Genomic DNA, 21,648 nt, shown 5'->3' with positions numbered 1-21,648 from the left:
TCCGGCTTTCACCCGCCAAGAACACGCCTGACATGACCCACCTCCAGAAGCTGCTCGCCGCCTGCCTTCCACCCGAAGCCGTCAAAACCATCCATGAACAGATGTACGTCCATCCCGGCCTGCAGCAAGCCGCCTCGGGCAGCGTAAGCCGCGCGGAGCTGGCCCAGGCACTCAATATGGCGCTGTTCCACGGCCTGGTGCAGCGTGTGCCGGCCGGGCAGGACTACATCGCCAGCGACGTGCTGGGCCAGCAGCGTAAGGTGGTGTTCGACCACGGCGCGCTGCGCACCGTGCGCTGGCCCAGCGGTGCGCTGCCGGCCGGCGAGGCGGCCTTTACGCGCGTGCTGCGCCCGCTGGGTTTTGAGCTGCAGGGCACCTACCCGCTGCCGCGCCTGAAGATGACGGGCCGCGCCTACAGCCACCGCGATTTCCCCGAAGAGATCGCGCAGTTTTTTGTCTCCGAGCTGCATCCCGAGCAGTTCTCCGCGCCCTTCCAGTCCGCCGTCACGCGCGTGCTGTCGACTTCGCGCGACCCGCTGGGCCCGCAGGACATTGCCGACCTGGAGCAGCTCACGCGCGACGGCGTGCTGCCGCTGGCGCAGGCGCTGCGCCTGCTGCCGCAGCTGCTGCGTTGCTTTGACCGCCAGCACGGCGTGTTCGCGATGGACGACTACGAACTGCTGCTGGCCGAATCCGCCGAGATGGCCTGGATTTCCACCGAGGGCAATGCCTTCAACCACGCGACCGACCGCGTGGACGATGTGGACGCGGTGGCGGCACGCCAGCGCGCCCTTGGCCGGCCCATCAAGGACAAGGTCGAAGTCTCGGCCAGCGGCCGCGTGCGCCAGACGGCCTTTCGCGCCGCGAGCGTGCAGCGCGACTTCATAACCGACCAGGGCCGCGTCTGGCGTGAGGTGCCCGGCTCGTTCTACGAATTCATCACACGCGACGCGTTGCAAAGCAACAGCGCGGCCAACGACCCGGTGCAGCCGCGCCTGGACCTGGCGTTTGACGCCGGCAACGCCACCGGCATTTTTGGCATGACGGCCGCCCGCGCATGACGGCCGCGCGCGGGCCGCTGCGCCCGCTCTACGCGCAGGCCAGCGGCTCGCCGATACGCGCCATGCTGGCGCTGGCCGGCCGCGAGGGCATGGTGTCATTGGCCGGCGGCCACCCCGACCCCGCGTTGCTGCCGGCCGCGTGGCTGCGCGAATCGCTGCTGGAAGTGGCCGGCTCGCTGCAAGGCCGCAACCTGCAATACGGCGCCACCGAAGGCCTGCCCGTGCTGCGCGAAGCCAGCGCCGCGCTGCTGCAGCAACGCGGCCTGGCGGCACAGGCTGAAAACCTGCTGATCACCACCGGCTCGCAACAGGCCATAGACCTGCTCGCGCGCGTGCTGGTCGAGCCCGGCGAAGGCGTGGCGGTGGAATCCTTTAACTACCCGGCAGCGCTGCAGGCCTTTCGCTTCGCGGGCGCGCGCCTCGTCGAAGTGCCGACCGATGCGCAGGGCATGGACGTCGAAAAGCTCGAAGCCCTGCTGCGGGCCGAAAGCCCGCGTGTGCTTTACGTCGTTCCCAATTTCGCGAACCCGACCGGCGCCGTGATGCCGCTGGCGCGCCGCCTGCGCCTGCTGGAACTGGCCGCGCAGTACGGCGTCACGCTGCTCGAGGACGACCCCTACGGCGAACTCTGGTTTGACGCCGCGCCGCCGCCATCGCTTGCGCAGCTCAACCAGCAGGCCGGTTCGCCCGCGCAGGTCGCCTATATGACCAGCTATTCCAAGGTCGTCGCCCCGGCCCTGCGCCTGGGCGTGCTGCTCGCGCCGGCCGACATCGCGCGCGGCGTGGTGCTGGCCAAGCAGGCGGCCGACGTGCACAGTGGCTCGCTGGAGCAACTGACCCTGGCGGCCATGCTGGTCTCGGACCGCCTGGGCCCGCACCTGGACTTGCTGCGCCCGGCCTATGCCGCCAAAGGCAGGGTGCTGGCCGATGCGCTGCACGCGCATTGCGGCGGCCTGCTTGAATTTGACAGGCCGCAGGGCGGCATGTTCATATGGGCAAAGCTCTCCAGCGCGCTGCCCCTGCTGCCCACCCAGGCCTGGGTCGACTTCGGCCTGGCCAACCAGGTGCTGGTGGTGCCGGGCGCGGCCTTCAGCATCAGCAACAACGCCCAGCCCTGGCTGCGCCTGAGTTTTGCCAACCCCGCGCCCGAGGCGCTGCGGCAAGGTGCCGAACGCCTGGGCCGCGGCCTGCGCGAGCTCGCCGCCAAAGCCGCGAAGCACTGATTTCAAGACACACCAAGAAAGGACTTCATCATGAGTCACGCCAACGACGTTTCATCCCTCTTCAAGGCCCTGGGCCTGGGCGCCGACCTGGCCAGCAAGGCGGCCTCGGCCATCACCGTGGCCACGCCCATAGACGGCAGCCAGCTGGCCCGCGTGGCCATGCACAGCGCCGCCGAGGTGGACAGCGCGCTCAATGCCGCCCACCAGCGCTTTACCGAATGGCGCAATGTGCCCGCGCCCAAGCGCGGCGAACTGGTGCGCGCCTTCGGCGAAACCGTGCGCCGCCACAAGGCCGAATTGGGCCGATTGATCTCGCTGGAAACCGGCAAGATCCTGCAGGAAGGCCTGGGCGAGGTGCAGGAGGTCATAGACATCTGCGAATTCACGGTCGGCCTGTCGCGCCAGCTTTACGGCCTGACGATCGCCAGCGAGCGCCCCGACCACAAGCTGCTGGAAACCTGGCATCCCGTGGGCGTGGTCGGCATCATCTCGGCCTTTAACTTCCCGATGGCGGTGTTCGCCTGGAATGCCGCACTGGCGCTGGTCTGCGGCAACACCCTGGCCTGGAAGCCTTCGGAGAAAACCCCGCTGTCAGCCATCGCACTCAACGGCCTGCTGCTGCAGACCGCCAAGAACCTGGGCCTGGAGACGCAAGGCCTGAGCGAGCTGCTGATCGGCGAACGCGCCACCGGCGAAGCGCTGGTCAAGCACCCGCACGTCAAGCTGGTCAGCGCCACCGGCTCCACCGCCATGGGCAAGAACGTTGCAATCGCCTGCGCGAGCCTGTTCAAGCGCTCGCTGCTGGAACTGGGGGGCAACAACGCTGCCATCGTCTGCCCTTCGGCCAACCTGGAACTCGTGGTGCGCGGCGCGGCCTTTGCGGCCGCCGGCACCGCCGGCCAGCGTTGCACCAGCCTGCGCCGCCTGATCGTGCATCGCTCGATTTATCCGGAGCTGGTCAAGCGCCTGGTCGCCGTGTTTGAGCGCCTGCCTATCGGCAACCCGCTGAAAGACGGCACGCTGGTCGGCCCGCTGATAGACGGCCGCGCGTTTGACGCCATGCAGTCGGCGCTCGCCGAGGCCAAAAAGCTGGGCGCCAAAGTGCACTTCGGCGACAAACAGCCCGGCGATGGCACGGCCCACTACGTGCGCCCCGCCATCGTGGAACTGAAGGAGCAGGCCGGCCCCATGCTGCACGAGACCTTCGCGCCCATCCTCTACGTCGTGCCCTATGACAATTTTGAGGAGGCGATCGCGATGAACAACGCCGTGGCGCACGGCCTGTCATCGGCCGTCTTCACGCAGGACCTGCGCGAGGCCGAAATCTTCACCTCGGCACGCGGTTCGGACTGCGGCATCGCCAACGTCAACATCGGCACCAGCGGCGCGGAGATAGGCGGTGCCTTCGGCGGCGAAAAAGAAACCGGCGGCGGCCGCGAGTCGGGATCGGATTCCTGGAAGGCCTATATGCGCCGCGCGACGAATACCGTCAACTACGGCTCAAGCCTGCCGCTGGCCCAGGGCATACGCTTTGATATCTAGGCCCTGGTCAGTAGGCCGCGCCGGGTGCGGCCGGCTGCACGGCGCCTGAGGGCACAAGGTCAGCCGCCAGGCGCCTGGCGGCATTGGCATAGACCAGGACGTCGACGCCGACGGCCACAAACGTGCAGCCCAGCGCGAGGTAACGCCTGGCCAGCGCCGTGTCCGAGGTCAGCGTGCCGGCCGCCTTGCCCGAAGCGATGATGGTTTTCATGGCGCCTTCGATCGCGGCCTGCACCTCGGGGTGGCCGGGTTTGCCGCGGTGGCCCATGGAAGCAGCCAGGTCGGCCGGGCCTATAAAAACGCCGTCCACGCCCTCCACCGCGCAAATGGCCTCCAGGTTGCCCAGGGCGGTCACGGTTTCCGCCTGCACCAGCAGGCAGACTTCGTCATCCGCCGTGTCGAGGTAGTCGGTGCGCGCGCTCCATCGCGAAGCACGCCCCACGGCACTGCCGACGCCACGGATACCCAGCGGCGGATAGCGTGTGGCGCTGACCATGGCGCGCGCCTGCTCGGCCGTGTCGACCATGGGGATCAGCAGGTTGTGCGCGCCTATGTCCAGCAGTTGCTTGACCAGCGGCACTTCGCCGGCCACCGCGCGCACCACGGGCTGCGCGCGGTAGGGCGCCACGGCCTGGAGCGAAGCCAGCGTGCTGCGCACATCGTTGGGCGCATGCTCGCCGTCGATCAGCAGCCAGTCGAAGCCGGCCGTGGCGCTGACCTCCGCGAGGTAGGGATCGGCCATGGAAAGCCAGAGGCCGACCTGGGGCCGGCGGGCAGCGAGAGCGGTTTTGAAGGGATTGTTGGCGGGCATGGAAGTGTCGAGTCGGGAAATAAAGGAGCGGCCGGGCCGGCTCAAGCCGCCACGAGATGACGGGCGGGCAAGGCGCCGGTGGCCAGGTAGTCCACGATGTTACGCGCGGTGATATTCGCCACCTGCAGGGCCGCGTCGCGGGTGACGCCCGCGACATGCGGCGTGAGCAGCACATTGGGCAGTGCCAGCAGCGGGTGGCCGGCCGGCAGGGGCTCTGCGTCGAAGGTGTCCAGCCCGGCGCCGTCCAGATGGCCGGATCGCAAGGCCTCCAACAGCGCCGCTTCGTCCACGACGGGGCCGCGCGCCGTATTGATGAGCAGGCCGCCGCGCCGCATGAGCGACAACTCGCGCCGGCCGATCAGGCCGCGTGTGCGTTCGGTCAGCGGGCAATGCAGGCTCAGGATGTCGACCTGCGCCAGGAAGCGGTCCAGGTCGGGCTCCGCGGCATGGCTGTCCGCCTGCCCGGCGGGGCGCAGCACCAGCACCCGGGCGCCCAGCGCGGCGGCGAGCCGCGCCGTGCTGCGGCCTATGCCGCCGTAACCCACGATGCCGACCACGGCGCCGCGAAAATCCCGCCCTTGCCAGCTGCTGTCGGCCCAGCGGCCGCCGCGCACCATGCCGTCGAGCAGCGGCAGCTGCCGCGTAAGTGAAAGCATGAGCGCCAGCGCATGCTCGGCCACGGCATCGGCATTGGCGGCGGGTGCCACGGCAACGGCGACGCCGCGTTGGCGGGCGGCGGCCAGGTCCACACTGTCCACGCCCGCGCCGTTCTTGGCCACGATCTTCAGCGCCGGGGCGGCGGCCAGCACACGCTCCGAAATGGGCTTGGAGCCCCGCAACACCAGGGCCTGCGCGCCTGTGGCGGCCAGTTGCGCTACCAGTGCGTCTTCGGTCACGGGGTCGGGCAAAAAGGTGATCTGCCCGCCCGCGCCGCGCACGATATCCTGCGCGGACGGGGCCCAGTGGGCGGCGGTGACGAGAACCTGGAAAGTGGCGTCCATGGGCTCAGTCTATGCGGATGCCGCTGGCCTGAATGAGCTTGCCGTAGCGGTCCCATTCCTCCTGGGTAAAGCGGGCCAGGTCTTGCGGCGGTCCGGGCTGGGTCCGCACGCCCAGGGTGCCGAATTTTTCCAGGACGTCGGGCTGCTTGAGCACGGCCACCAGCGTCGCGTTGAGGCGGCCGACCACTTCCTTGCTGGTCTTGGCGGGTGCGTACAGCGCATACCAGGCATTGACCTCAAAGCCGGGATAACCCGCCTCCGAGAAAGTGGGGACACCCGGCAGCTCAGGCAGGCGGGACGGCGCCGCGACGGCCAGGGCCCGGACCTTGCCGCCCTTGATCAGCGGCGCGGCGCTGGTCAAGGTATCCAGGATCATGTCGAGCCGCCCGCCCATCAGGTCCATGGTGTGGGCATTGCCGCCCTTGTAGGGCACATGGCTGATCTGGATGTGCGCGCTCTGCTTGAACAGCTCGGCCGCCAGGTGCAGCGGGGAGCCGTTGCCGGCGGAGCCATAGTTCAGCGCGTTCGGCTGGCGCCGCGCGGCTTCGACCAGCGAGCGCAGGTCGGTGTAAGGCGACTCCTTGGCGACGATCAGCACCATGGGCACCACGCCTATGGTGCCCACGGGGGTGAAGTCGGCGATGGCGTCATAACCGGGCTTGGCATAGAGGTGCGGGCTGACCGCGTGGCTCGCCAGCGAGCCCAGCACCAGCGTGTAGCCGTCGGGAGCGGCCTTGGCCGCCGCGGCGGTACCGATGGTGGTGCCGGCGCCGGGGCGGTTGTCGATGATGACCGGCTGCTTCAGGCTCTCACCCATCTTCTGCCCCACCAGGCGTGCCACGGCATCGTTGGCGCCGCCGGCGGGGTAAGGCACCAGCAGGGTCAGCGGCTTGTTGGGATAGTCGCTTTGCGCGTGGGCCGCGGGGCCCAGCGCGCAAGCGGCCAGGGCGGCAAGCAGCAGCATGCGGCGGGCGATGCGCCGCATGGCGGGAGTAAGGCTTGGCATGGTCATTGTCTCCTTGTGTATTTTTCAAACGGTCCGGCGCTTCGAGGGCATTTCAGGCGGATGCCTCGGCCGCCCTCCGGCCGCTTGCCATGTACCGCCCCTCGGGCAGCCCCTGGCGGGATGCTTGATGCACAGCCGGCAGCTGTTGCGCCGCTCAGCTGACGATGCCCAGATGCCAGGGCACAAATTCGTGGTCGCCCAGGCCCAGCGCCTCGCTCTTGGTCGGCTCGCCCGAGGCGTGGCGCAGGATCTCCTCAAAAATCCGCCGGCCCATCTGCGCGACATCGAGCTCGCCATCCAGGATGGCGCCGCAGTTGATGTCCATGTCCTCCTCGAGCCGCTTGAACATGGCCGTGTTGCTGGCCAGCTTGATCGTGGGCGCCGGCTTGGAGCCGAACATGGAGCCCCGGCCGGTGGTAAAGCAGATCAGGTTGGCGCCGCTGGCAATCTGCCCGGTCGAAGCCACCGGGTCGTAGCCGGGCGAATCCATGAAGACAAAGCCGTTCTGGGTGATGGGCTCGGCATATTCATAGACCGCCTGCAGCGGCGTGGTGCCGCCCTTCATGGCCGAGCCGAGCGACTTCTCGAAAATATTGGCCAGCCCGCCGGCCTGGTTGCCGTGCCCGACCACGCCGTTGAACTGCGCGTTGTGGCCCGCCGTGTATTTTTCCCACCAGGCCAGCCGGTCCAGCAGCTTCTGCCCCACTTCGGGCGTGACGGCGCGGCGGGTGAGCATGTATTCGACGCCGTGGATTTCAGGGGTCTCCGACAGGATGGCGGTGCCGCCGTGGCGCACCAGGATGTCCATGGCCGCGCCCAGCGCCGGGTTGGCCGTGATGCCGGAAAAGCCGTCGGAGCCGCCGCACTCCAGGCCTATCTTCAGGTGGCTCGCCGGCACAGGCTGGCGCCTGGCCGCATTCGCTTCAGGCAGCATCTCCAGAACGGCGGCGATGCCGGCCTCTATCGTGGCGCGGGTGCCGCCGACCTCCTGCATCACCATCGTGCGCATGAGCTTGCTGGTCTCCAGGCCTTGCGACTCCATCAGCGACGACACCTGGTTGCGCTCGCAGCCCAGGCCGACGATCAGAACACCCGCGAGGTTGGGGTGGCGCGCATAGCCGGCCAGGGTGCGGCGCAGCACGTCGAAATGCTCGCTGGGGGACGACATGCCGCAGCCGCTGGTTTGCGCGAAGGCCGCCACGCCGTCCACGTGGGGGAAGGCCGCCAGCCGCTCGGGTGTGAAGTGGGCCGCGATATTCTTGATGACGGTGGCCGAGCAATTGACCGAGGACAGGATGCCGATGAAGTTGCGGGTGCCCACGCGGCCGTCGGGGCGCACGAAGCCCATGAAGCTGGCGCGTTCGCCCTGCGGCACATAGTCCACCGGTCGCACGTCCTGCCCGAAGGCCGGGTCGCGCTCAAAATCCACCAGCGCCATGTTGTGCGAATGCACATAGTCGCCCGCCTCGATGTCGCGGGCGGCCACACCGATCACCGTGTCGTACTTCAGGACGCGCTCGCCCCGCGCGATGCGGCGGGCCGCGACCTTGTGCCCCGCCGGCACCTGCGCGCGCGCGCGCGCGCCGGCCTCCGGCAGCTCCTGGCCCAGCGACAGCGCGGTTTTGGCGACCAGCACGTTGTCGTTGGCGTGCAGGCGTATCAGCGGGCTGGCGGCGGGGGAGCCGGGGACAGAGGCGGTCGTGGTGGCGGTCATGGTTTCTTTCGGCGTTCAGTGCCGGGCTCCTAGCTCTTCATCAATTCCTTGAGCTTGAGCTTGTCGATCAGGGTGGTTTCTTTCTGGTACATGGCGGCCACGTACTTCTCGTAATCAGGGCCGTCCAGGTAAAGCACGGGCGCATCGATCCTGTCGGCCACCTGCTTGAACTCGGGGCTGGCCACGGCCGCGCGGAAGGCCTCGCGCAGCTTCATGGCAACGGCCGGGTCCAGGCCCTTGGGCGCGCCTATACCGTTGGGCGCATCGACCACGACGTTGTAGCCCAGCTCCTTGAGCGTGGGCGCGTCCTTGAACCGCGAAGCGCGGCGTTCGCCCCAGGTGGCCAGCAGCCTGAGCTTGCCCGCCTCGACATGCGGTGCCCAGGAACTGGAATCGGCCAGCAGGTCCACATGCCCGCCGAGCACGGCCTGCAACGCCTCGGCGCCGCCCTTGTAGGGGACATGGTTGAACTGGATGCCCGCGGCCAGCGCGAACTCCTCCATGCCCACATGCGTGGCGCCGCCGACGCCAGCGTGCGCATAAGTCAGCTTGCCGGGGTTGGCCTTGGCAAAGGCCACGAGTTCCTGCAACGACTTGAAGCGCGATTCCGCGGGGACGGCCATACCGAAAGTCTGGCCCGAGGTGCGGGCCAGGTAGGTCAAATCCTTGAGGGGGTCCAGTTGCAGGGTGCCCAGCTGCGAAAAGCGTGTGACGGAAATGGGAACCTGGCCGATGGTGTAGCCGTCGGGCTTGGCGGAGGCCATGGCCCGGGTGCCGATCATGCCGGAAGCACCCGCCTTGTTTTCCACCGCGATCGCCTGGCCCAGCACGCGCGCGGCGACCTGGCACAGGGCGCGCATGGACTGGTCGGCGGTGCCGCCCGCGGGCCAGGGGCAGATGAAGGTCAGAGGCCGCTCGGGATAGCCCTGGGCCGCGGCGCGCAAGGGTTTGGCCAGCGCCGCGACGCCGAGCGCGGCGCCGCCGATCAACAGGTTGCGGCGCCGGGCGCTGAAGGGGGAGAAGGAATGGGAAGGGGAAAGGGAATCCTGGGGAGAAATTTTCATGGGGTTTGTCTGCCTCTGGGTGGATGCTGCGCGCGGTATTTGCCGCCGCGATGGCTGCGGCTTTCCGCATTTCTTGTGCCCCGATTCTTGTCGGCTTCCTCATAACAATCCAATCGAATTTCAGAATCGCTTCATAGCCTTTCGGTTAACATGATTCATGACCCAGATAGACCGCGCCCTGCGTTCCAACATCAAGCTGCGCCACCTGCAGCTGCTGGTGGCGCTGGACCAGTTCCGCCACCTGGGCCGAACCGCCGAGTTCCTGTCGGTCAGCCAGCCCGCCGTCTCGAAAATGCTCTCCGAGGTCGAGAGCATGCTCGAGCTCACCCTGTTCGACCGCTCCACCCGTGGGACTGAGCCGACCTCCAGCGGCCAGGCGCTGATCCGGTTTGCCCGCTCGGTGCTGGCCGAGTACGAACGCACACGCGACGAGATTTCCGCCGTGGCCAGCGGTGCGGCCGGGCGCACGCGCGTGGGTGCCATGGTGGTGGCCATGCCCGTGCTGCTGGCGGGCGCCGTCAAGCTGCTCAAGCAGCGCTCCACCCTGGCGACCGTGCTGGTCGAGGAAGGTGACCTGACGCGGCTTTTGCCCAGGCTGCGCATGGGCGAACTGGACTTGTTCGTCGGCCGCCTGGAGCCCGGCTATGCCGCCCCCGACCTGGTGACGGAGGCACTGTTCGACGAGCCCATGGTGGCCCTGGTCAAACACGGCCATGCGCTCATGCGCCAGAAAAAGCCGGGCTGGAACGACCTGGCCGGCATGCCCTGCGTGTTGCCCCCGCCCTGGGCATCGCTGCGCGTGAAGCTCGAACAGACTTTTTTTCGCCACGGCCTGAACCCGCCCAGCGACATCATCGAGACATCGTCCTTCCTGGCGCTCAGCACCTTTGTGCAGCAGCGAGACGCGGCCGGGTTCCTGGCACGCTCGGTCGCCCTGCACTTCCAGCGGGAAGGTCTGTTCGACGTCCTGGCTATCGAGGTTCCGATCGAACTTCCGCCCATAGGGCTCATCACCGTGCGGGGCCGGCGCTTGACGCCCAGCAGCGAGCAGTTGATGGCTTGCCTGCGCCTGACGGCGCAATCCATCCGGCAATCCGATCCGCAGGCCAAGGTTCCCAAGGGCCGCAAGACGGCGGCGGCCAGGCGGCGCGCCGCATAAGGCCCAGGAGTCGGGCGCCTTCTTTCGGGTTGCGGAAAGGTCAGGTGTTCGGACGCCGACTTCAGACTGCGCTGAAATCCGGCCGGCGCTTGCCCAAGAAAGCCGAAAATGCCTCGCGCGCAGCCGGCTCACCCAGCATGCGACCGAAACTCGCGCCCTCTTCGGCCATGCGCTCGGCTACCAGGGTAGCGTTGCCCTTTTTCATGAGGCGCTTGGTTTCCATCAGCGCGCTCAGCGGCTTGGCCACCAGTTTTTGCGCCTGCCTTTGCGCCAGCGCATTGGCTTCGGTGGGCGGCACGATGCGGTTGATCAGGCCGATTTCAAGCGCGGTCTCGGCCATGAAGGGCTCGCCCAGCAGCAGCGCCTCGGCCGCGCGCGGGTAACCCATGAGTTGGGGCACCAGCAGGCTGGAGGCCGCCTCGGGGCACAGGCCCAGGTTCACAAAAGGCATGGAGAAGGCGGCGTTGTCGCCTGCGTACACCAGGTCACAGTGCAGCAGCAGCGTGGTGCCTATGCCCACGGCCGGGCCGCAGACCGAGGCCACCAGCGGCTTGGGAAAGCTGCTGATGCCGCGCAGGAAGCGGAACACCGGCGAGTCCTGCGTCGCGGGCGGCTTGTTCAGGAAGTCGGCGATGTCGTTGCCGGCCGAAAAAATCGTTTCATGGCCCTGGATCACCACGGCGCGCACCGCCGCATCATGGTTGGCCGATTCCAGCGCGTCGGCCATGGCGCCGTACATGGCGGAGGTGATGGAGTTTTTCTTGTCCAGGCGGTTCAGCGTGATGGTCATCACGCCGGTGTCGACATGGCTCAGGATTTCGGGAATGCTGCCGGTGGAAATGGGGGTGGGAGTGTTCATGGTGTTTTCCGTTGAGACGCCAAGTGTAGGGGCCTGGGAAGCCGCGCTCATTCCTTGTAATAAACGACCTGCGTGCTGGTGGCCAGCAGCACGCCGGCTTCGCTCCACAGCTGCGCCGTCTGGTCAAAAAATCCGTTACGAAAAGCCTGGGCCTTGGCCTGGCCCAGCAAAAAGCCGTCGCCGCATTCGGCAAGCTGCCGGCTGTCCGCATGGAAGTAGGTCGTGATGGAGACCGTGCCGGCCGGCACACGCGTGGCGCGGCGCAGCCAGACGCGCGGGTAGAACACGTCGGACATGGCCGCCAGCGCCGGGAAGTCCAGCGGGCGCGGCGGGTCGTCGCGCACCCAGAGCTGGGTCAGGCTGTCCACGCCGCTGCCGTCCCACACCTTGGGGATCACGCCGCGCACCGGCCGCATGTCGTAGCGGTTCGTCCATGCTGAAGTCGAAAACCGCAAGCGGCCCGTCGCATCGGCCAGGGTCACCGCGGGCATGGGTGTGTCGTTGAGGCTCCAGGTCTCGCGGCGTACGGCCGTGACGGCCGTGGCCGTCATCACGGCGCCGGCGGCATCGCCGTCCTGCGCCAGCTCCACCGTCCAGTGCTGGGTGGAGCGGTTGGTGCGCACGGGTTTGGCCGTCACGCTGAAGGGTCCCTCGGCCATGGCCGCCGCGTAGTTCACCGTCAGCGCCACCGGCTCGCCCAGCAAGGCCGGGTGCAGCAGGATGGCGCGCAGGGCCGTGGCCGCCGTGGTGCCGCCGAAGGGCCCCACCATGTTCCAGTAATCGGGGCTGCTGTGGCCCAGCCAAGTGTCGGGCCTGTCGGCGGCGGTCAGCCGCAGCGCCATGTCAAAAGAATGCGTGGGGGTCATGTCGTCAAGTGTGCCCTGGCTTCGCGGCTCAGGCCGTCGTCCTGGCGACGCCGGCCATGCCTTCGATGATTTGCTGGGCGCGCGGCCACAGGGTGTTGTTGAACTGCTCGCGGAAGAATCCGAAATGCCCTATGCGCTTGACCTTCAAGTCCGCCGGCGCGATGCGCTCAAAGCTGCGCGGCGCATTGGCATACAGATTGATCAGGTTTTGCGTGCCGCGCCAGGTCATCAGTTCATCGTCGGCGATGGACAACGCCGTGACCGGGAAGCTGACCTTGCCGTAACTCAGGCGCGCGCTTTCGCCCTCGGCACCCACGCTGTACTGCGGGTTCAAACACCACTTGCGCCACTGCATCATCACGCCGGCCGGCAGGTCGCCGACCTTGCGCAGCGAGCGCCCCGGAAAATAACCGAAAAGCCGCGTCGCCAGCGGCACCAGCACGTACCAGAAGTACAAAATCATGCGCCTGAGCTGCGGCGCGTTGTCGCGCCAGTAGCCGCTGCCCGCCGCGATGCTGACCAGGCCGTCAATCTTGTGCTGGTTCTTGAAGAAACCCGGCAGTTGCGCGCCCAGGCTGTGGCCCAGCAGGTAAAGCGGCGCATCGGGCAAGGCCGCCTTGGCGGTATCGACCACGGCCTCGTAGTCGCCGGCCCAGTCCAGCAAATCGGCCTTGAAGCCGCGCAGGCTGCCACTGGCCGTGGCCGGCAGCGAGTCGCCCGAGCCGCGGTAGTCAAAGGTCGTGACACGAAAACCCTGGCTGGACAACCACTGCGCAAACGGCGCGTAGTAGTGCTGCCGCACGCCCATGGCCCCGCCTATCACCACACTGGTGTGGGCGGCCTGCGTGACGTCGTACACCCGCAGCGAGAGCTGCGAGGTGCCGGTGTTGAGAGTCTGGATCTGCATGATGGTCTCCTGTTGGTACCCTTGCCGGTCTCTGCCGGCTCCCATCACTGACAACTGCTCGCTATCGTCTTGATAGCCACCGAAGAAAATTCGTTGAAACTTTAGACGCGCTCAAAGATTCCAGCTGCGCCTTGTCCCATCCCGACACACATCGTGACCATGCCGTATTTCAGCTGATGACGATGCAATGCATGAATCACGGTCGCCGCCCGAATCGCACCGGTAGCCCCCAGCGGATGCCCCAGCGCAATCGCGCCGCCCATGCGGTTGACCTTGGCCGGGTCCAGCTTGAGCGTGTTGATCACGGCCAGCGACTGCGCGGCAAAGGCTTCGTTCAACTCGATCCAGTCCATGTCGTCCTGCTTGAGGCCGGCGTAACGCAGGGCGGCAGGGATGGCCTCGATGGGGCCAATGCCCATGATTTCAGGCGGCACGCCCTTGGCGGCGTAGCTCACAAAACGCGCGAGCGGCTTGAGGCCGAACTGCTTGACGGCTTTTTCGCTGGCCAGCACCAGTGCACCGGCGCCGTCGGAAGTCTGCGAACTGTTGCCGGCGGTGACCGAGCCACGCGCGGCAAACACCGTCTTGAGCTTGGCCAGGCCTTCGAGCGAGGTGTCGGGGCGCGGGCCCTCGTCCAGGCTGACGGTGCGGGTCTTGGCGACGACTTCGCCGGTTTCCAGGTTGGCCGTGCGGTCGGTCACCTCGACGGGCGTGATCTCGTTGCTGAATTCACCGGCCTGCTGGGCCTTGATGGCTTTCAGGTGCGACTCGAGCGCGAACTGGTCCTGCGCCTCGCGCGAGACCTTCCATTGCTGGGCCACCTTCTCGGCCGTCAGGCCCATGCCGTAGGCGATGCCGACGTTCTCGTCGTTCATGAACATATTGGGCGACAGCGAAGGCGAGTTGCCCGACATGGGCACCATGCTCATGCTCTCGGTGCCGGCGGCAACCATCACGTCAGCCTCGCCCACGCGGATGCGGTCGGCCGCCATCTGGATGGCCGACAGGCCCGAGGCGCAAAAACGGTTGACGGTGATGCCGCCCACACTGGTCGGCAGGCCGGCCAGCACCGCGCCTATGCGCGCCACGTTCAGGCCCTGCGGGCCTTCGGGGATCGCGCAGCCGCAAATAATGTCTTCAATCGCCTTGGGATCCAGCGTAGGCACTTGCGCAAGCGCGGCCTGCAGCGCCTTGACCAGCAGGTCGTCGGGCCGCGTGTTGCGGAAATAGCCCCTGTGCGAGCGCCCTATGGGCGTGCGCGTGGCGGCGACGATGTAGGCTTCCTGGACTTGTTTGGCCATGATGGTTTCCTTCAATTTCTCGGTTAACTTTTCCGCGGGCCGGAGGGAATCCAGGCCCAGACAAATTCGCATTCCACCGGGTTCACACCGGCCTCATCGGTCACGGTGACCGATACCTTGACTTCACCCTTGTCGCTGGCCTGCATGGCCGCGCGCTGCTCGTCGCTCAGCGTGGCCACGGCGCGCAGGGCGCCGGTGGCGCGCTTTTTGAACGCCATCTTGAGTTCCTTGGCCAGCGGGATGCAGTCGTCGCGCACATTCATGCCCACCACCATGCCGGTGGCGGTCTCCGCCAGCAGGTTCATGGCCGAGGCATGCACGCCGCCTATGTGGTTCTGCACCTTCTTCTCATTCCTGATGCCGATCTCGACGCGGCCCGTTCCCATTTCGAGGAAGTCCAGGCCGGCGGTGCCTGTAAACGGCACGGCGCGGCGCAGCACCACGCTGCGAAACCAGGGGCGGGCAAAAGCCGGCACTTCATCGAGCCGCTGCAGTTGCCGCGCCAGGCGGTTGGGTGAGTAATCGCTCATCAGTTGCGAACCGGTTTTCCGGTGCTCATCATTCCCATGATCCGTTCCTGCGTTTTCGGGTGTTCGAGCAGCGAGCAGAAGGCCTTGCGCTCCAGCGTCATCAAATACTCCTCGGTCACCAAGGTGCCGGCATCCACGTCGCCGCCGCAGACCACACCCGCGATCAGGCCGGCGATGTGGAAGTCGTGGGCGCTGATGAAGCCGCCATCGCGCATATTGACGAGCTGGCCCTTGATGGTGGCCAGGCCGTTGCGGCCCACCACCGGGAACTGGCGCTTGTGCGGCGCGCGGTAGCCCGAGTTGAACAGCGCGCGCGCCTCGTTGAGCGCGACGAACAACAGCTCATCCTTGTTGGGCACGATCACGTCGCTGTCGAGCAAGTAGCCGATCTTGCGGCTTTCAATCGCGCTGGTGCCGACCTTGGCCATGGCCGCGGCCGTAAAACCTTCGGTCAGGAAAGGCAGGATGTCCTTGTTGGTCGAGGTGCTGGCGTTCTCGGCGGCGCGGCGCGCGATGTAAGCCAGGCCGCCCGCGCCGGGCACCAGGCCCACGCCGACCTCCACCAGGCCGATGTAGCTTTCCATCGCGGCCACACGTTTGGCCGAGTGGACCGCCATTTCACAGCCGCCGCCCAGTGCGATGCCGCGAATCGCCGACACCACGGGCACGGCCGCGTAGCGCAGCTTGAGCATCACGTTCTGCAGTTCGGCCTCGGCCCCTTCAATTGCCTTGGCGCCGCCCATCATGAAGGCGGGCAGCATGGCCTGCAGGTCGGCGCCGGCCGAGAACATCTCGTCGTTGGACCAGATCACCATACCCTTGTAGCTTTTCTCGGCCAGGTCCACGCCCATGGCCAGGCCCTCGGCCACGTCGGGGCTGATGGCGTGCATCTTGGTCTTGATGCTGGCGATCAGCACGTCGTCATTCGCGCCGCCCAGCGTCCAGAGGCGGATCGCGTCGTCTTCATGCAGGGTGGTGCCGGCCGTCTCGAACGAGGGCGCATTCGAGCCCAACACGTCCTCGGGGAAGAACTGGCGTTCGTACACCGGCAGCTTGCGGCGCGGGATGAATTTTTTAGCCGAAGCGCTCCAGGAGCCTTCTGGCGTGTGCACGCCGCCGGCCTCGGCCACCGGGCCCTTGAACACCCACTCGGGCAGCGGCGCCTTGGACAGCGCCTTGCCGGCATCAATGTCTTCCTGGATCCAGGTGGCGACCTGCTTCCAGCCGGCCTGCTGCCAGAGCTCGAAGGGGCCCTGCTTGGAACCAAAGCCCCAGCGCATCGCGAAGTCGATGTCGCGCGCTGTTTCGGCAATGCTTTCGAGGTGCACGGCGGCGTAATGGAACTGGTCGCGCAGTATGGCCCAGAGGAAGCGGGCTTCGGCACCCTCGGCTTCGCGCAAGAGCTTCAGGCGCTCGCCCGCGGGCTTTTTGAGCATACGGCCCACGACCTCATTGGCCTTGGCACCGGCCGGCACGTAGTCCATGCTTTCCGGGTCCAGGCGCAGGATGTCACGACCCTGCTTTTTGTAAAAACCCGCGCCGGTCTTCTGGCCCAGGCTTTTGGATTCCAGCAGCTTGGCCAGCACCGGCGGCGTGCCGTAGATGTCGGAAAACGGGTCTTCGACTTTGCCGGGGCCGAGGTTGTCCTGCAGCGTCTTGATGACGTGGGCCATGGTGTCCAGGCCCACCACGTCGGCGGTGCGGAAGGTGCCCGAACTCGCGCGGCCCAGCTTCTTGCCGGTCAGGTCGTCGACCACGTCGTAGGTCAGCTTGAAGGCTTCGGCTTCCTTGATGGTGGCCAGCATGCTGGCGATGCCCACGCGATTGGCGATGAAGTTGGGTGTGTCGTGGGCGCGTATCACGCCCTTGCCGAGCGCGCTGGTGACGAAGGCTTCCAGGTCGTCCAGCACCTTGGGTTCGGTGGTCGGCGTGTTGATCAGCTCGACCAGCGTCATGTAGCGCGGCGGGTTGAAGAAGTGAATGCCGCAAAATCGCGGCTTGATGGATTCGGGCAGCGCCTCGCTGAGCTTGGTGATGGACAGGCCCGAGGTGTTGCTGGCGACGATGGCGCCGTCGGCGATAAAGGGCGCGATCTTGTGGTACAGATCGGTCTTCCAGTCCATGCGCTCGGCGATCGCCTCGATGACGAGGTCGCATTCGCGCAGCAGCTCCATGTTCTCTTCATAGTTGGCCTGCTGGATCAGCGCCGCGTCCTCGGGCACGCCCAGCGGGGCCGGCTTGAGTTTCTTGAGGCCTTCGACCGCCTTGATGACGATGCCGTTCTTCGGGCCTTCCTTGGCGGGCAGGTCGAACAGCACCACCGGCACCTTGACGTTGACCAGGTGGGCGGCGATCTGCGCGCCCATGACGCCGGCGCCGAGCACGGCGACTTTTTTGACTTGGAATCGTGACATGGTTAAGACCTTGTTGGGGAAGACTGGTTGAAAAATTCGAGCACCGCGCTCCAGTAGCGCTGCGGTTCATCGCGCATGCCATGGGTATGGTCGGCCTTGTCGAGGATCACGCGCTGGATGCGCTCGGGCCTCGAAGCGGCCTGCTGCAGGGCGTCGCCGAAATGCGCTGGCGTCCAGCGGTCGCCCCGGCTATGGATCAGCAACACATCCACGTCGCGCATATTGGCAAGGTGATGGGTGGGCCGCAGGCGCAGCTCGCCTTGCGGGTTAATGCGCCGGCTGATGTTGAGCACAGCATGGGCAAAAGGATAAGCTTTCCAGAAATCGGGCAGCGAAGGCGCGCAAGCTTCAGCCACCACTTTGTCGTAAGGGAACTCCACCTCGTCGATCGCGCTCAGCGTGTTGATCGCGCCGAAAGACGCCGTCAGCGCATGCACCGGCAGCCCGGCAAAAGCGCCACGCGCCCAGGAGCCCACCGCTATCACGTCACCGGGGTAATCGAAATTGGTCGACGGGCTTTCACCGAAACCGTTGAAGTCGAACGCCACCACATGAAAACCCGCATCGAGCAGTGCCTGGGCATGGCCGTGGCGCAGCCAGAAACCTTTGCAGGCAAAACCCATGGGATGGGCGCAGACCACCACACCGCGCGGAGGCAGCGGCGTGCGCGCGACGATGGCCTCGAGCCGGCTGGTGCTGCGGCTGATGATGCGCACCCGCTCCCAGCCTTCTTGCGGCACGTCGGCGGGCCAGCGCCAGGGTTTCATGAAGCGGCCAAAAAACGGCTTCTTGAGCAGGTAATGCCCATACCAGCGGCGCGCGGCCGGCCGGGTGCTTGCAGCATCACCAAAGGACAGCGAACGCAGACGGGAAATTGCTTCACCCATGGCAGCCTCTCGCTTTTGTGGCACTCATTGCAAACGGGTCCAGGTCTGGGTGCGGCCGAAAGGGCCTATGGATCCGCGGACTTCCATCTTCTTGCCGCCTTCAATCGGGGTCATCTTGAGGGAATAGCTTTTTCCGCTGTCCGGATCCAGGATCTTGCCGCCTTCCCAGACGTCGCCGTCGGGCGACTTCTTGGCGCCGCGAATGATTTCAAGGCCCAGCCGGGGTTTGTCCTTGCGGTCATCGGTGCATTCGGTGCAGACGTCGTCGGGCTTGACGCCGGGGGACATGCGCTTTTCGACTTTGCCGTTCAGCACACCGCCGGCTTCAGTGATACGGACCTCGAATTTGGGATCGCCGGTTTTTTCGTCGAAGCCGCGCCACAGACCCACTGGCGTGTTCTGGGCCAAGGCCGGGATGGCCATCAGGCCCAGAACGATCATCAACAACTTTCTTTTCATGGTCTCTCCCATCGATCTGTTCAAGAGAATCAAGCCAGCGCTTCGTCGGTTTCCATCAGCGACTTGCTGCCGGCGCGCGCCGTGCGCATCAGCGTCGCGGTTTCGGGGAACAGCTTGGCGAAATAAAACCGCGCGGTCTGCAGCTTGGCGACGTAGAACTTGTCGGTGTTGCCGGCGGCGATTTCGCGCAAAGCGGTCTGCGCCATCAAGGCCCAGAAATAACCGAACACCAGGTGACCGGCCACGCGCAGGTAGTCGACGGCGGCAGCGCCCACTTCGTCGGGATTCTGGAAACCCTTGAAGCCCAGCTCAGTCGTGAACTTGGTCATCTGGTCGGCCAGGTAGGCCAGCGGGTTGATGAACTCGGCCATCTTCTCGTTGACGCCTTCCTCGGCGATCAGCGCGGCGATCACCTTGCCGAATTTCTTCAGCGTGGCGCCGTTGTTGCCCAGGATCTTGCGGCCCAGCAGGTCCAGCGACTGGATGGTGTTGGTGCCTTCGTAAATCATGTTGATGCGGTTGTCGCGCACGAACTGCTCCATGCCCCATTCCTTGATGAAGCCGTGGCCGCCGAAGACCTGCATGCAGGCATTGGTGGCGATGTGGCCGTTGTCGGTCAGGAAGGCCTTAACGATAGGTGTCAGCAGCGCGACGATTTCGCCGGAGTCCTTGCGCACCTTTTCGTCGGGGTGGTTCAGTTCCTTGTCGAGCAGCAGCGTGCAGTAGATCGCCAGCGCCCGGCCGCCTTCGGCGTAGGCCTTGGCGGTCAGCAGCATCTTGCGCACGTCGGGGTGCACGATGATGGGATCGGCCGGCTTGTCCTTGGCCTTGACGCCGGACAGGGAGCGCATCTGGATGCGGTCCTTGGCGTAGGCCAGCGCGTTCTGGTAAGCCACTTCGGTCAGGCCCAGCGACTGGTTGCCCACGCCCAGGCGGGCGGCGTTCATCATCACGAACATCGCGGCCAGGCCCTTGTTGGGCGCACCCACCATGGTGCCGACGGCGCCTTCCAGCACCATCTGCGCGGTGGCGTTGCCGTGTATGCCCATCTTGTGCTCCAGGCCGCCGCAGTAGATGTCGTTGCGCGAACCGATGGTGCCGTCCTTGCCGACGTTGAACTTGGGCACGGCGAACAGGCTGATGCCCTTGCTGCCCTGGGGCGCGTCCGGCAGGCGGGCCAGCACCAGGTGCACGATGTTGGCGGCCATGTCGTGTTCACCGGCGCTGATGAATATCTTGTTGCCGGTCAGGCGGTAAGTGCCGTCGGGCTGCGGCTCGGCCTTGGTGCGCAGCAGGCCCAGGTCGGTGCCGCAGTGCGGCTCGGTCAGGCACATGGTGCCGGTCCATTCACCGCTGGTCAGCTTGGGCAGGTAAAGTTTTTTCTGCTCCTCGGTGCCGTGGGCGTGCAGGGCTTCGTAAGCACCGTGCGACAGGCCCGGGTACATGGTCCAGGCCTGGTTGGCCGAGTTCAGCATCTCGTACAGGCACTGGTTCACCACAAAAGGCAGGCCCTGGCCGCCATATTCCGGGTCGCAGCTCAGCGCGGCCCAGCCGCCTTCAACGTATTTGGCGTAGGCTTCCTTGAAACCCTTGGGCGGCGTGACTTCGTGCGTGGTCTTGTCGAGCTTGCAGCCCTCTTCGTCGCCGCTGATGTTCAGCGGGAAAGTCACTTCGGCGGCGAACTTGCCGGCTTCCTCGAGCACCGCGTTGATGGTGTCCGCATCGACCTCCGCATGCTTGGGGATGGCCTTGAATTCATCGGTGACCTTGAGCACTTCGTGCATGACGAATTGCATATCGCGCAAGGGGGGGCTGTACTGGGGCATGGTCGGTAGGTCCTTTAGCGTTAAACCGGTTTGGAAGAGGAGGCTTTGCCCGAAGCTTTCTTGGGCAAAGCGAAAGAGGTTGAGGAACTGGAAGGGGCTGCCTCGGCGCCGTAGCGCGCCAGGATGTTGGCGAAGCCGGTGTTGGCGCGGTCCATGGAGCCCGGCGTCTTCAGGAAACGGGCCTCGTAATGCAAAGCCAGGATCAGGCCGTGGATCTCAAACGCCATCTGGTGTTCATCGGCATCAGGGCGCAGATGGCCGGCCTCCTTGGCCTGCACCACCGCGCGGTACATGGCCGCCAGCCAGGTGCGCACCGAGCCCGCGAGCGCATCACGCACCGGGCCGGGCCTGTCGTCAAACTCAACGGCGCCGCTGATGTAAAGGCAGCCCGAATCGATCTCCAGCGAGGTGCGCTTCATCCAGTTGTGGAACAGCGCCGCCAGGCGCGGCAGGCCGCGCGGTTGCTGCAGGGCCGGGAAGAAGACTTCTTCCTCGAAACGCACGTGGTATTCGCGGATCACCGAGATCTGCAGTTCCTCGCGCGAGCCGAAATGGGCGAACACGCCGGACTTGCTCATGCGCATGACCTCGGCCAGCGCGCCTATGCTCAGGCCCTCCAGGCCGATTTGCGTGGCCAGGCCGAGGGCCGCGTCCACAATGGCCGCCTTGGTCTGCTGGCCTTTTTGCTGGCTTTTGGCCACGGCGCTGCCCGCAACGGGGGCGCGGGAGGCTTTGGCGGGGAGTTCTGTGACAGGCATGGGGCGCTACAAAATAAAACGAACGGTCGTTCTATTTTGCAACACTTTGATGACCACGCAAAGGCCACAGAAATTTCTAGGGCATTCGGCCTAGGACTGACACGGGTTAACCCTTGTACGGGATACGTTGCGAGGCAAAAATGCCATGAGTGAGGCGCAAAACGCAGGCTGGGTGAGTTCCGTAAGACTTTGCAACGCCACGAAGGGCCTTTTAATTGGCGCCCCCGTGTCATCTGCGAAATAAGAATTTATCCGCAGAT

General features: G+C 66.0%; 19 protein-coding genes. 4 read left to right on the top strand and 15 right to left on the bottom strand.

Annotated elements, in window-relative coordinates:
* Positions 1–32: 32 nt before the first annotated feature.
* Genes PMI15_RS04955 through PMI15_RS04945 form a run of 3 tightly spaced genes read left to right on the top strand, consistent with a single transcriptional unit; the run spans position 33 to position 3,826 of the window.
* On the top strand, positions 33–1,061 hold the full coding sequence (locus tag PMI15_RS04955; protein ID WP_007864595.1) for a DUF1338 domain-containing protein: 1,029 nt from the start codon (positions 33–35) through the stop codon (positions 1,059–1,061).
* Positions 1,058–2,284: a PLP-dependent aminotransferase family protein gene (locus PMI15_RS04950; protein WP_007864592.1), complete on the top strand. Its 1,227-nt coding sequence runs from the start codon at positions 1,058–1,060 to the stop codon at positions 2,282–2,284. Before PMI15_RS04955 ends, PMI15_RS04950 begins: the two co-directional genes overlap by 4 nt.
* 30 nt (positions 2,285–2,314) lie before the next feature.
* Positions 2,315–3,826 carry an aldehyde dehydrogenase family protein gene (locus PMI15_RS04945; protein WP_007864589.1) on the top strand — a complete coding sequence of 504 codons (1,512 nt, stop codon included), beginning with the start codon at positions 2,315–2,317 and terminating at the stop codon, positions 3,824–3,826.
* Positions 3,827–3,833: 7 nt separating this feature from the next.
* On the opposite strand, the gene hpaI is transcribed toward PMI15_RS04945, so the two are convergent.
* The 5 genes from hpaI to PMI15_RS04920 form a co-directional block, all read right to left on the bottom strand.
* Entirely contained in the window at positions 3,834–4,637 is an 804-nt protein-coding gene (hpaI, locus tag PMI15_RS04940) for a 4-hydroxy-2-oxoheptanedioate aldolase (RefSeq protein WP_007864586.1), read from the bottom strand.
* Between the two features lie 41 nt (positions 4,638–4,678).
* On the bottom strand, positions 4,679–5,638 hold the full coding sequence (locus PMI15_RS04935; RefSeq protein WP_007864582.1) for an NAD(P)-dependent oxidoreductase: 960 nt from the start codon (positions 5,636–5,638) through the stop codon (positions 4,679–4,681).
* A 4-nt stretch (positions 5,639–5,642) separates the two neighbouring features.
* A complete protein-coding gene (locus PMI15_RS04930) occupies positions 5,643–6,644 on the bottom strand; it encodes a tripartite tricarboxylate transporter substrate binding protein (protein ID WP_007864579.1) in 1,002 nt (333 codons plus the stop codon).
* 154 nt (positions 6,645–6,798) lie between these two features.
* Entirely contained in the window at positions 6,799–8,358 is a 1,560-nt protein-coding gene (locus PMI15_RS04925) for a UxaA family hydrolase (protein WP_007864576.1), read from the bottom strand.
* A 29-nt stretch (positions 8,359–8,387) separates the two neighbouring features.
* Entirely contained in the window at positions 8,388–9,422 is a 1,035-nt protein-coding gene (locus tag PMI15_RS04920) for a tripartite tricarboxylate transporter substrate binding protein (protein ID WP_007864573.1), read from the bottom strand.
* 157 nt (positions 9,423–9,579) lie between these two features.
* Here PMI15_RS04920 and PMI15_RS04915 point away from each other — a divergent pair, with 157 nt between their 5' ends.
* Entirely contained in the window at positions 9,580–10,581 is a 1,002-nt protein-coding gene (locus PMI15_RS04915) for a LysR substrate-binding domain-containing protein (protein WP_007864570.1), read from the top strand.
* Positions 10,582–10,642: 61 nt separating this feature from the next.
* Here PMI15_RS04915 and PMI15_RS04910 read toward each other — a convergent pair whose 3' ends face one another.
* The 10 genes from PMI15_RS04910 to PMI15_RS04865 all read right to left on the bottom strand — a co-directional run bounded on the left by PMI15_RS04910 (position 10,643) and on the right by PMI15_RS04865 (position 21,388).
* Entirely contained in the window at positions 10,643–11,440 is a 798-nt protein-coding gene (locus PMI15_RS04910; RefSeq protein WP_007864567.1) for an enoyl-CoA hydratase, read from the bottom strand.
* Positions 11,441–11,487: 47 nt separating this feature from the next.
* Positions 11,488–12,306 carry an acyl-CoA thioesterase II gene (locus PMI15_RS04905; protein ID WP_007864565.1) on the bottom strand — a complete coding sequence of 273 codons (819 nt, stop codon included), beginning with the start codon at positions 12,304–12,306 and terminating at the stop codon, positions 11,488–11,490.
* Between the two features lie 28 nt (positions 12,307–12,334).
* Positions 12,335–13,213 (bottom strand): alpha/beta fold hydrolase, encoded by an 879-nt coding sequence (locus PMI15_RS04900; protein ID WP_007864563.1) that lies wholly within the window; start codon positions 13,211–13,213, stop codon positions 12,335–12,337.
* A 101-nt stretch (positions 13,214–13,314) separates the two neighbouring features.
* Positions 13,315–14,514 (bottom strand): acetyl-CoA C-acyltransferase, encoded by a 1,200-nt coding sequence (locus PMI15_RS04895; RefSeq protein WP_007864561.1) that lies wholly within the window; start codon positions 14,512–14,514, stop codon positions 13,315–13,317.
* 23 nt (positions 14,515–14,537) lie between these two features.
* Positions 14,538–15,044: a DUF4442 domain-containing protein gene (locus tag PMI15_RS04890; protein WP_007864559.1), complete on the bottom strand. Its 507-nt coding sequence runs from the start codon at positions 15,042–15,044 to the stop codon at positions 14,538–14,540.
* The gene (locus PMI15_RS04885) at positions 15,044–17,458 is read right to left on the bottom strand and encodes a 3-hydroxyacyl-CoA dehydrogenase/enoyl-CoA hydratase family protein (RefSeq protein ID WP_007864557.1); all 2,415 of its coding nucleotides are present in this window, start codon (positions 17,456–17,458) and stop codon (positions 15,044–15,046) included. Before PMI15_RS04885 ends, PMI15_RS04890 begins: the two co-directional genes overlap by 1 nt.
* A 2-nt stretch (positions 17,459–17,460) precedes the next feature.
* Positions 17,461–18,345, bottom strand: coding sequence for an alpha/beta hydrolase (locus tag PMI15_RS04880; protein WP_007864554.1), 885 nt, complete (start codon positions 18,343–18,345; stop codon positions 17,461–17,463).
* Between the two features lie 24 nt (positions 18,346–18,369).
* Positions 18,370–18,804 (bottom strand): DUF2147 domain-containing protein, encoded by a 435-nt coding sequence (locus PMI15_RS04875; protein WP_007864551.1) that lies wholly within the window; start codon positions 18,802–18,804, stop codon positions 18,370–18,372.
* A gap of 29 nt (positions 18,805–18,833) precedes the next feature.
* On the bottom strand, positions 18,834–20,630 hold the full coding sequence (locus PMI15_RS04870) for an acyl-CoA dehydrogenase C-terminal domain-containing protein (protein ID WP_007864549.1): 1,797 nt from the start codon (positions 20,628–20,630) through the stop codon (positions 18,834–18,836).
* Between the two features lie 20 nt (positions 20,631–20,650).
* Positions 20,651–21,388, bottom strand: coding sequence for a TetR/AcrR family transcriptional regulator (locus PMI15_RS04865; protein ID WP_007864547.1), 738 nt, complete (start codon positions 21,386–21,388; stop codon positions 20,651–20,653).
* Positions 21,389–21,648 lie beyond the last annotated feature (260 nt).

Origin of the sequence: Polaromonas sp. CF318 (assembly GCF_000282655.1) — a bacterium.
Lineage (GTDB): Bacteria > Pseudomonadota > Gammaproteobacteria > Burkholderiales > Burkholderiaceae_C > Polaromonas.
Note: the sequence above shows the minus strand (reverse complement) of the source record. Positions and strands in the feature narration are given on the sequence as shown.

Bases quoted from the DNA above. Each gene is read 5' to 3' on its own strand.
- PMI15_RS04955 (WP_007864595.1), top strand. From the start codon at position 33: ATGACCCACCTCCAGAAGCTGCTCGCCGCCTGCCTTCCACCCGAAGCC.
- PMI15_RS04950 (WP_007864592.1), top strand. From the start codon at position 1,058: ATGACGGCCGCGCGCGGGCCGCTGCGCCCGCTCTACGCGCAGGCCAGC.
- PMI15_RS04945 (WP_007864589.1), top strand. From the start codon at position 2,315: ATGAGTCACGCCAACGACGTTTCATCCCTCTTCAAGGCCCTGGGCCTG.
- hpaI (WP_007864586.1), bottom strand. From the start codon at position 4,637: ATGCCCGCCAACAATCCCTTCAAAACCGCTCTCGCTGCCCGCCGGCCC.
- PMI15_RS04935 (WP_007864582.1), bottom strand. From the start codon at position 5,638: ATGGACGCCACTTTCCAGGTTCTCGTCACCGCCGCCCACTGGGCCCCG.
- PMI15_RS04930 (WP_007864579.1), bottom strand. From the start codon at position 6,644: ATGCCAAGCCTTACTCCCGCCATGCGGCGCATCGCCCGCCGCATGCTG.
- PMI15_RS04925 (WP_007864576.1), bottom strand. From the start codon at position 8,358: ATGACCGCCACCACGACCGCCTCTGTCCCCGGCTCCCCCGCCGCCAGC.
- PMI15_RS04920 (WP_007864573.1), bottom strand. From the start codon at position 9,422: ATGAAAATTTCTCCCCAGGATTCCCTTTCCCCTTCCCATTCCTTCTCC.
- PMI15_RS04915 (WP_007864570.1), top strand. From the start codon at position 9,580: ATGACCCAGATAGACCGCGCCCTGCGTTCCAACATCAAGCTGCGCCAC.
- PMI15_RS04910 (WP_007864567.1), bottom strand. From the start codon at position 11,440: ATGAACACTCCCACCCCCATTTCCACCGGCAGCATTCCCGAAATCCTG.
- PMI15_RS04905 (WP_007864565.1), bottom strand. From the start codon at position 12,306: ATGACCCCCACGCATTCTTTTGACATGGCGCTGCGGCTGACCGCCGCC.
- PMI15_RS04900 (WP_007864563.1), bottom strand. From the start codon at position 13,213: ATGCAGATCCAGACTCTCAACACCGGCACCTCGCAGCTCTCGCTGCGG.
- PMI15_RS04895 (WP_007864561.1), bottom strand. From the start codon at position 14,514: ATGGCCAAACAAGTCCAGGAAGCCTACATCGTCGCCGCCACGCGCACG.
- PMI15_RS04890 (WP_007864559.1), bottom strand. From the start codon at position 15,044: ATGAGCGATTACTCACCCAACCGCCTGGCGCGGCAACTGCAGCGGCTC.
- PMI15_RS04885 (WP_007864557.1), bottom strand. From the start codon at position 17,458: ATGTCACGATTCCAAGTCAAAAAAGTCGCCGTGCTCGGCGCCGGCGTC.
- PMI15_RS04880 (WP_007864554.1), bottom strand. From the start codon at position 18,345: ATGGGTGAAGCAATTTCCCGTCTGCGTTCGCTGTCCTTTGGTGATGCT.
- PMI15_RS04875 (WP_007864551.1), bottom strand. From the start codon at position 18,804: ATGAAAAGAAAGTTGTTGATGATCGTTCTGGGCCTGATGGCCATCCCG.
- PMI15_RS04870 (WP_007864549.1), bottom strand. From the start codon at position 20,630: ATGCCCCAGTACAGCCCCCCCTTGCGCGATATGCAATTCGTCATGCAC.
- PMI15_RS04865 (WP_007864547.1), bottom strand. From the start codon at position 21,388: ATGCCTGTCACAGAACTCCCCGCCAAAGCCTCCCGCGCCCCCGTTGCG.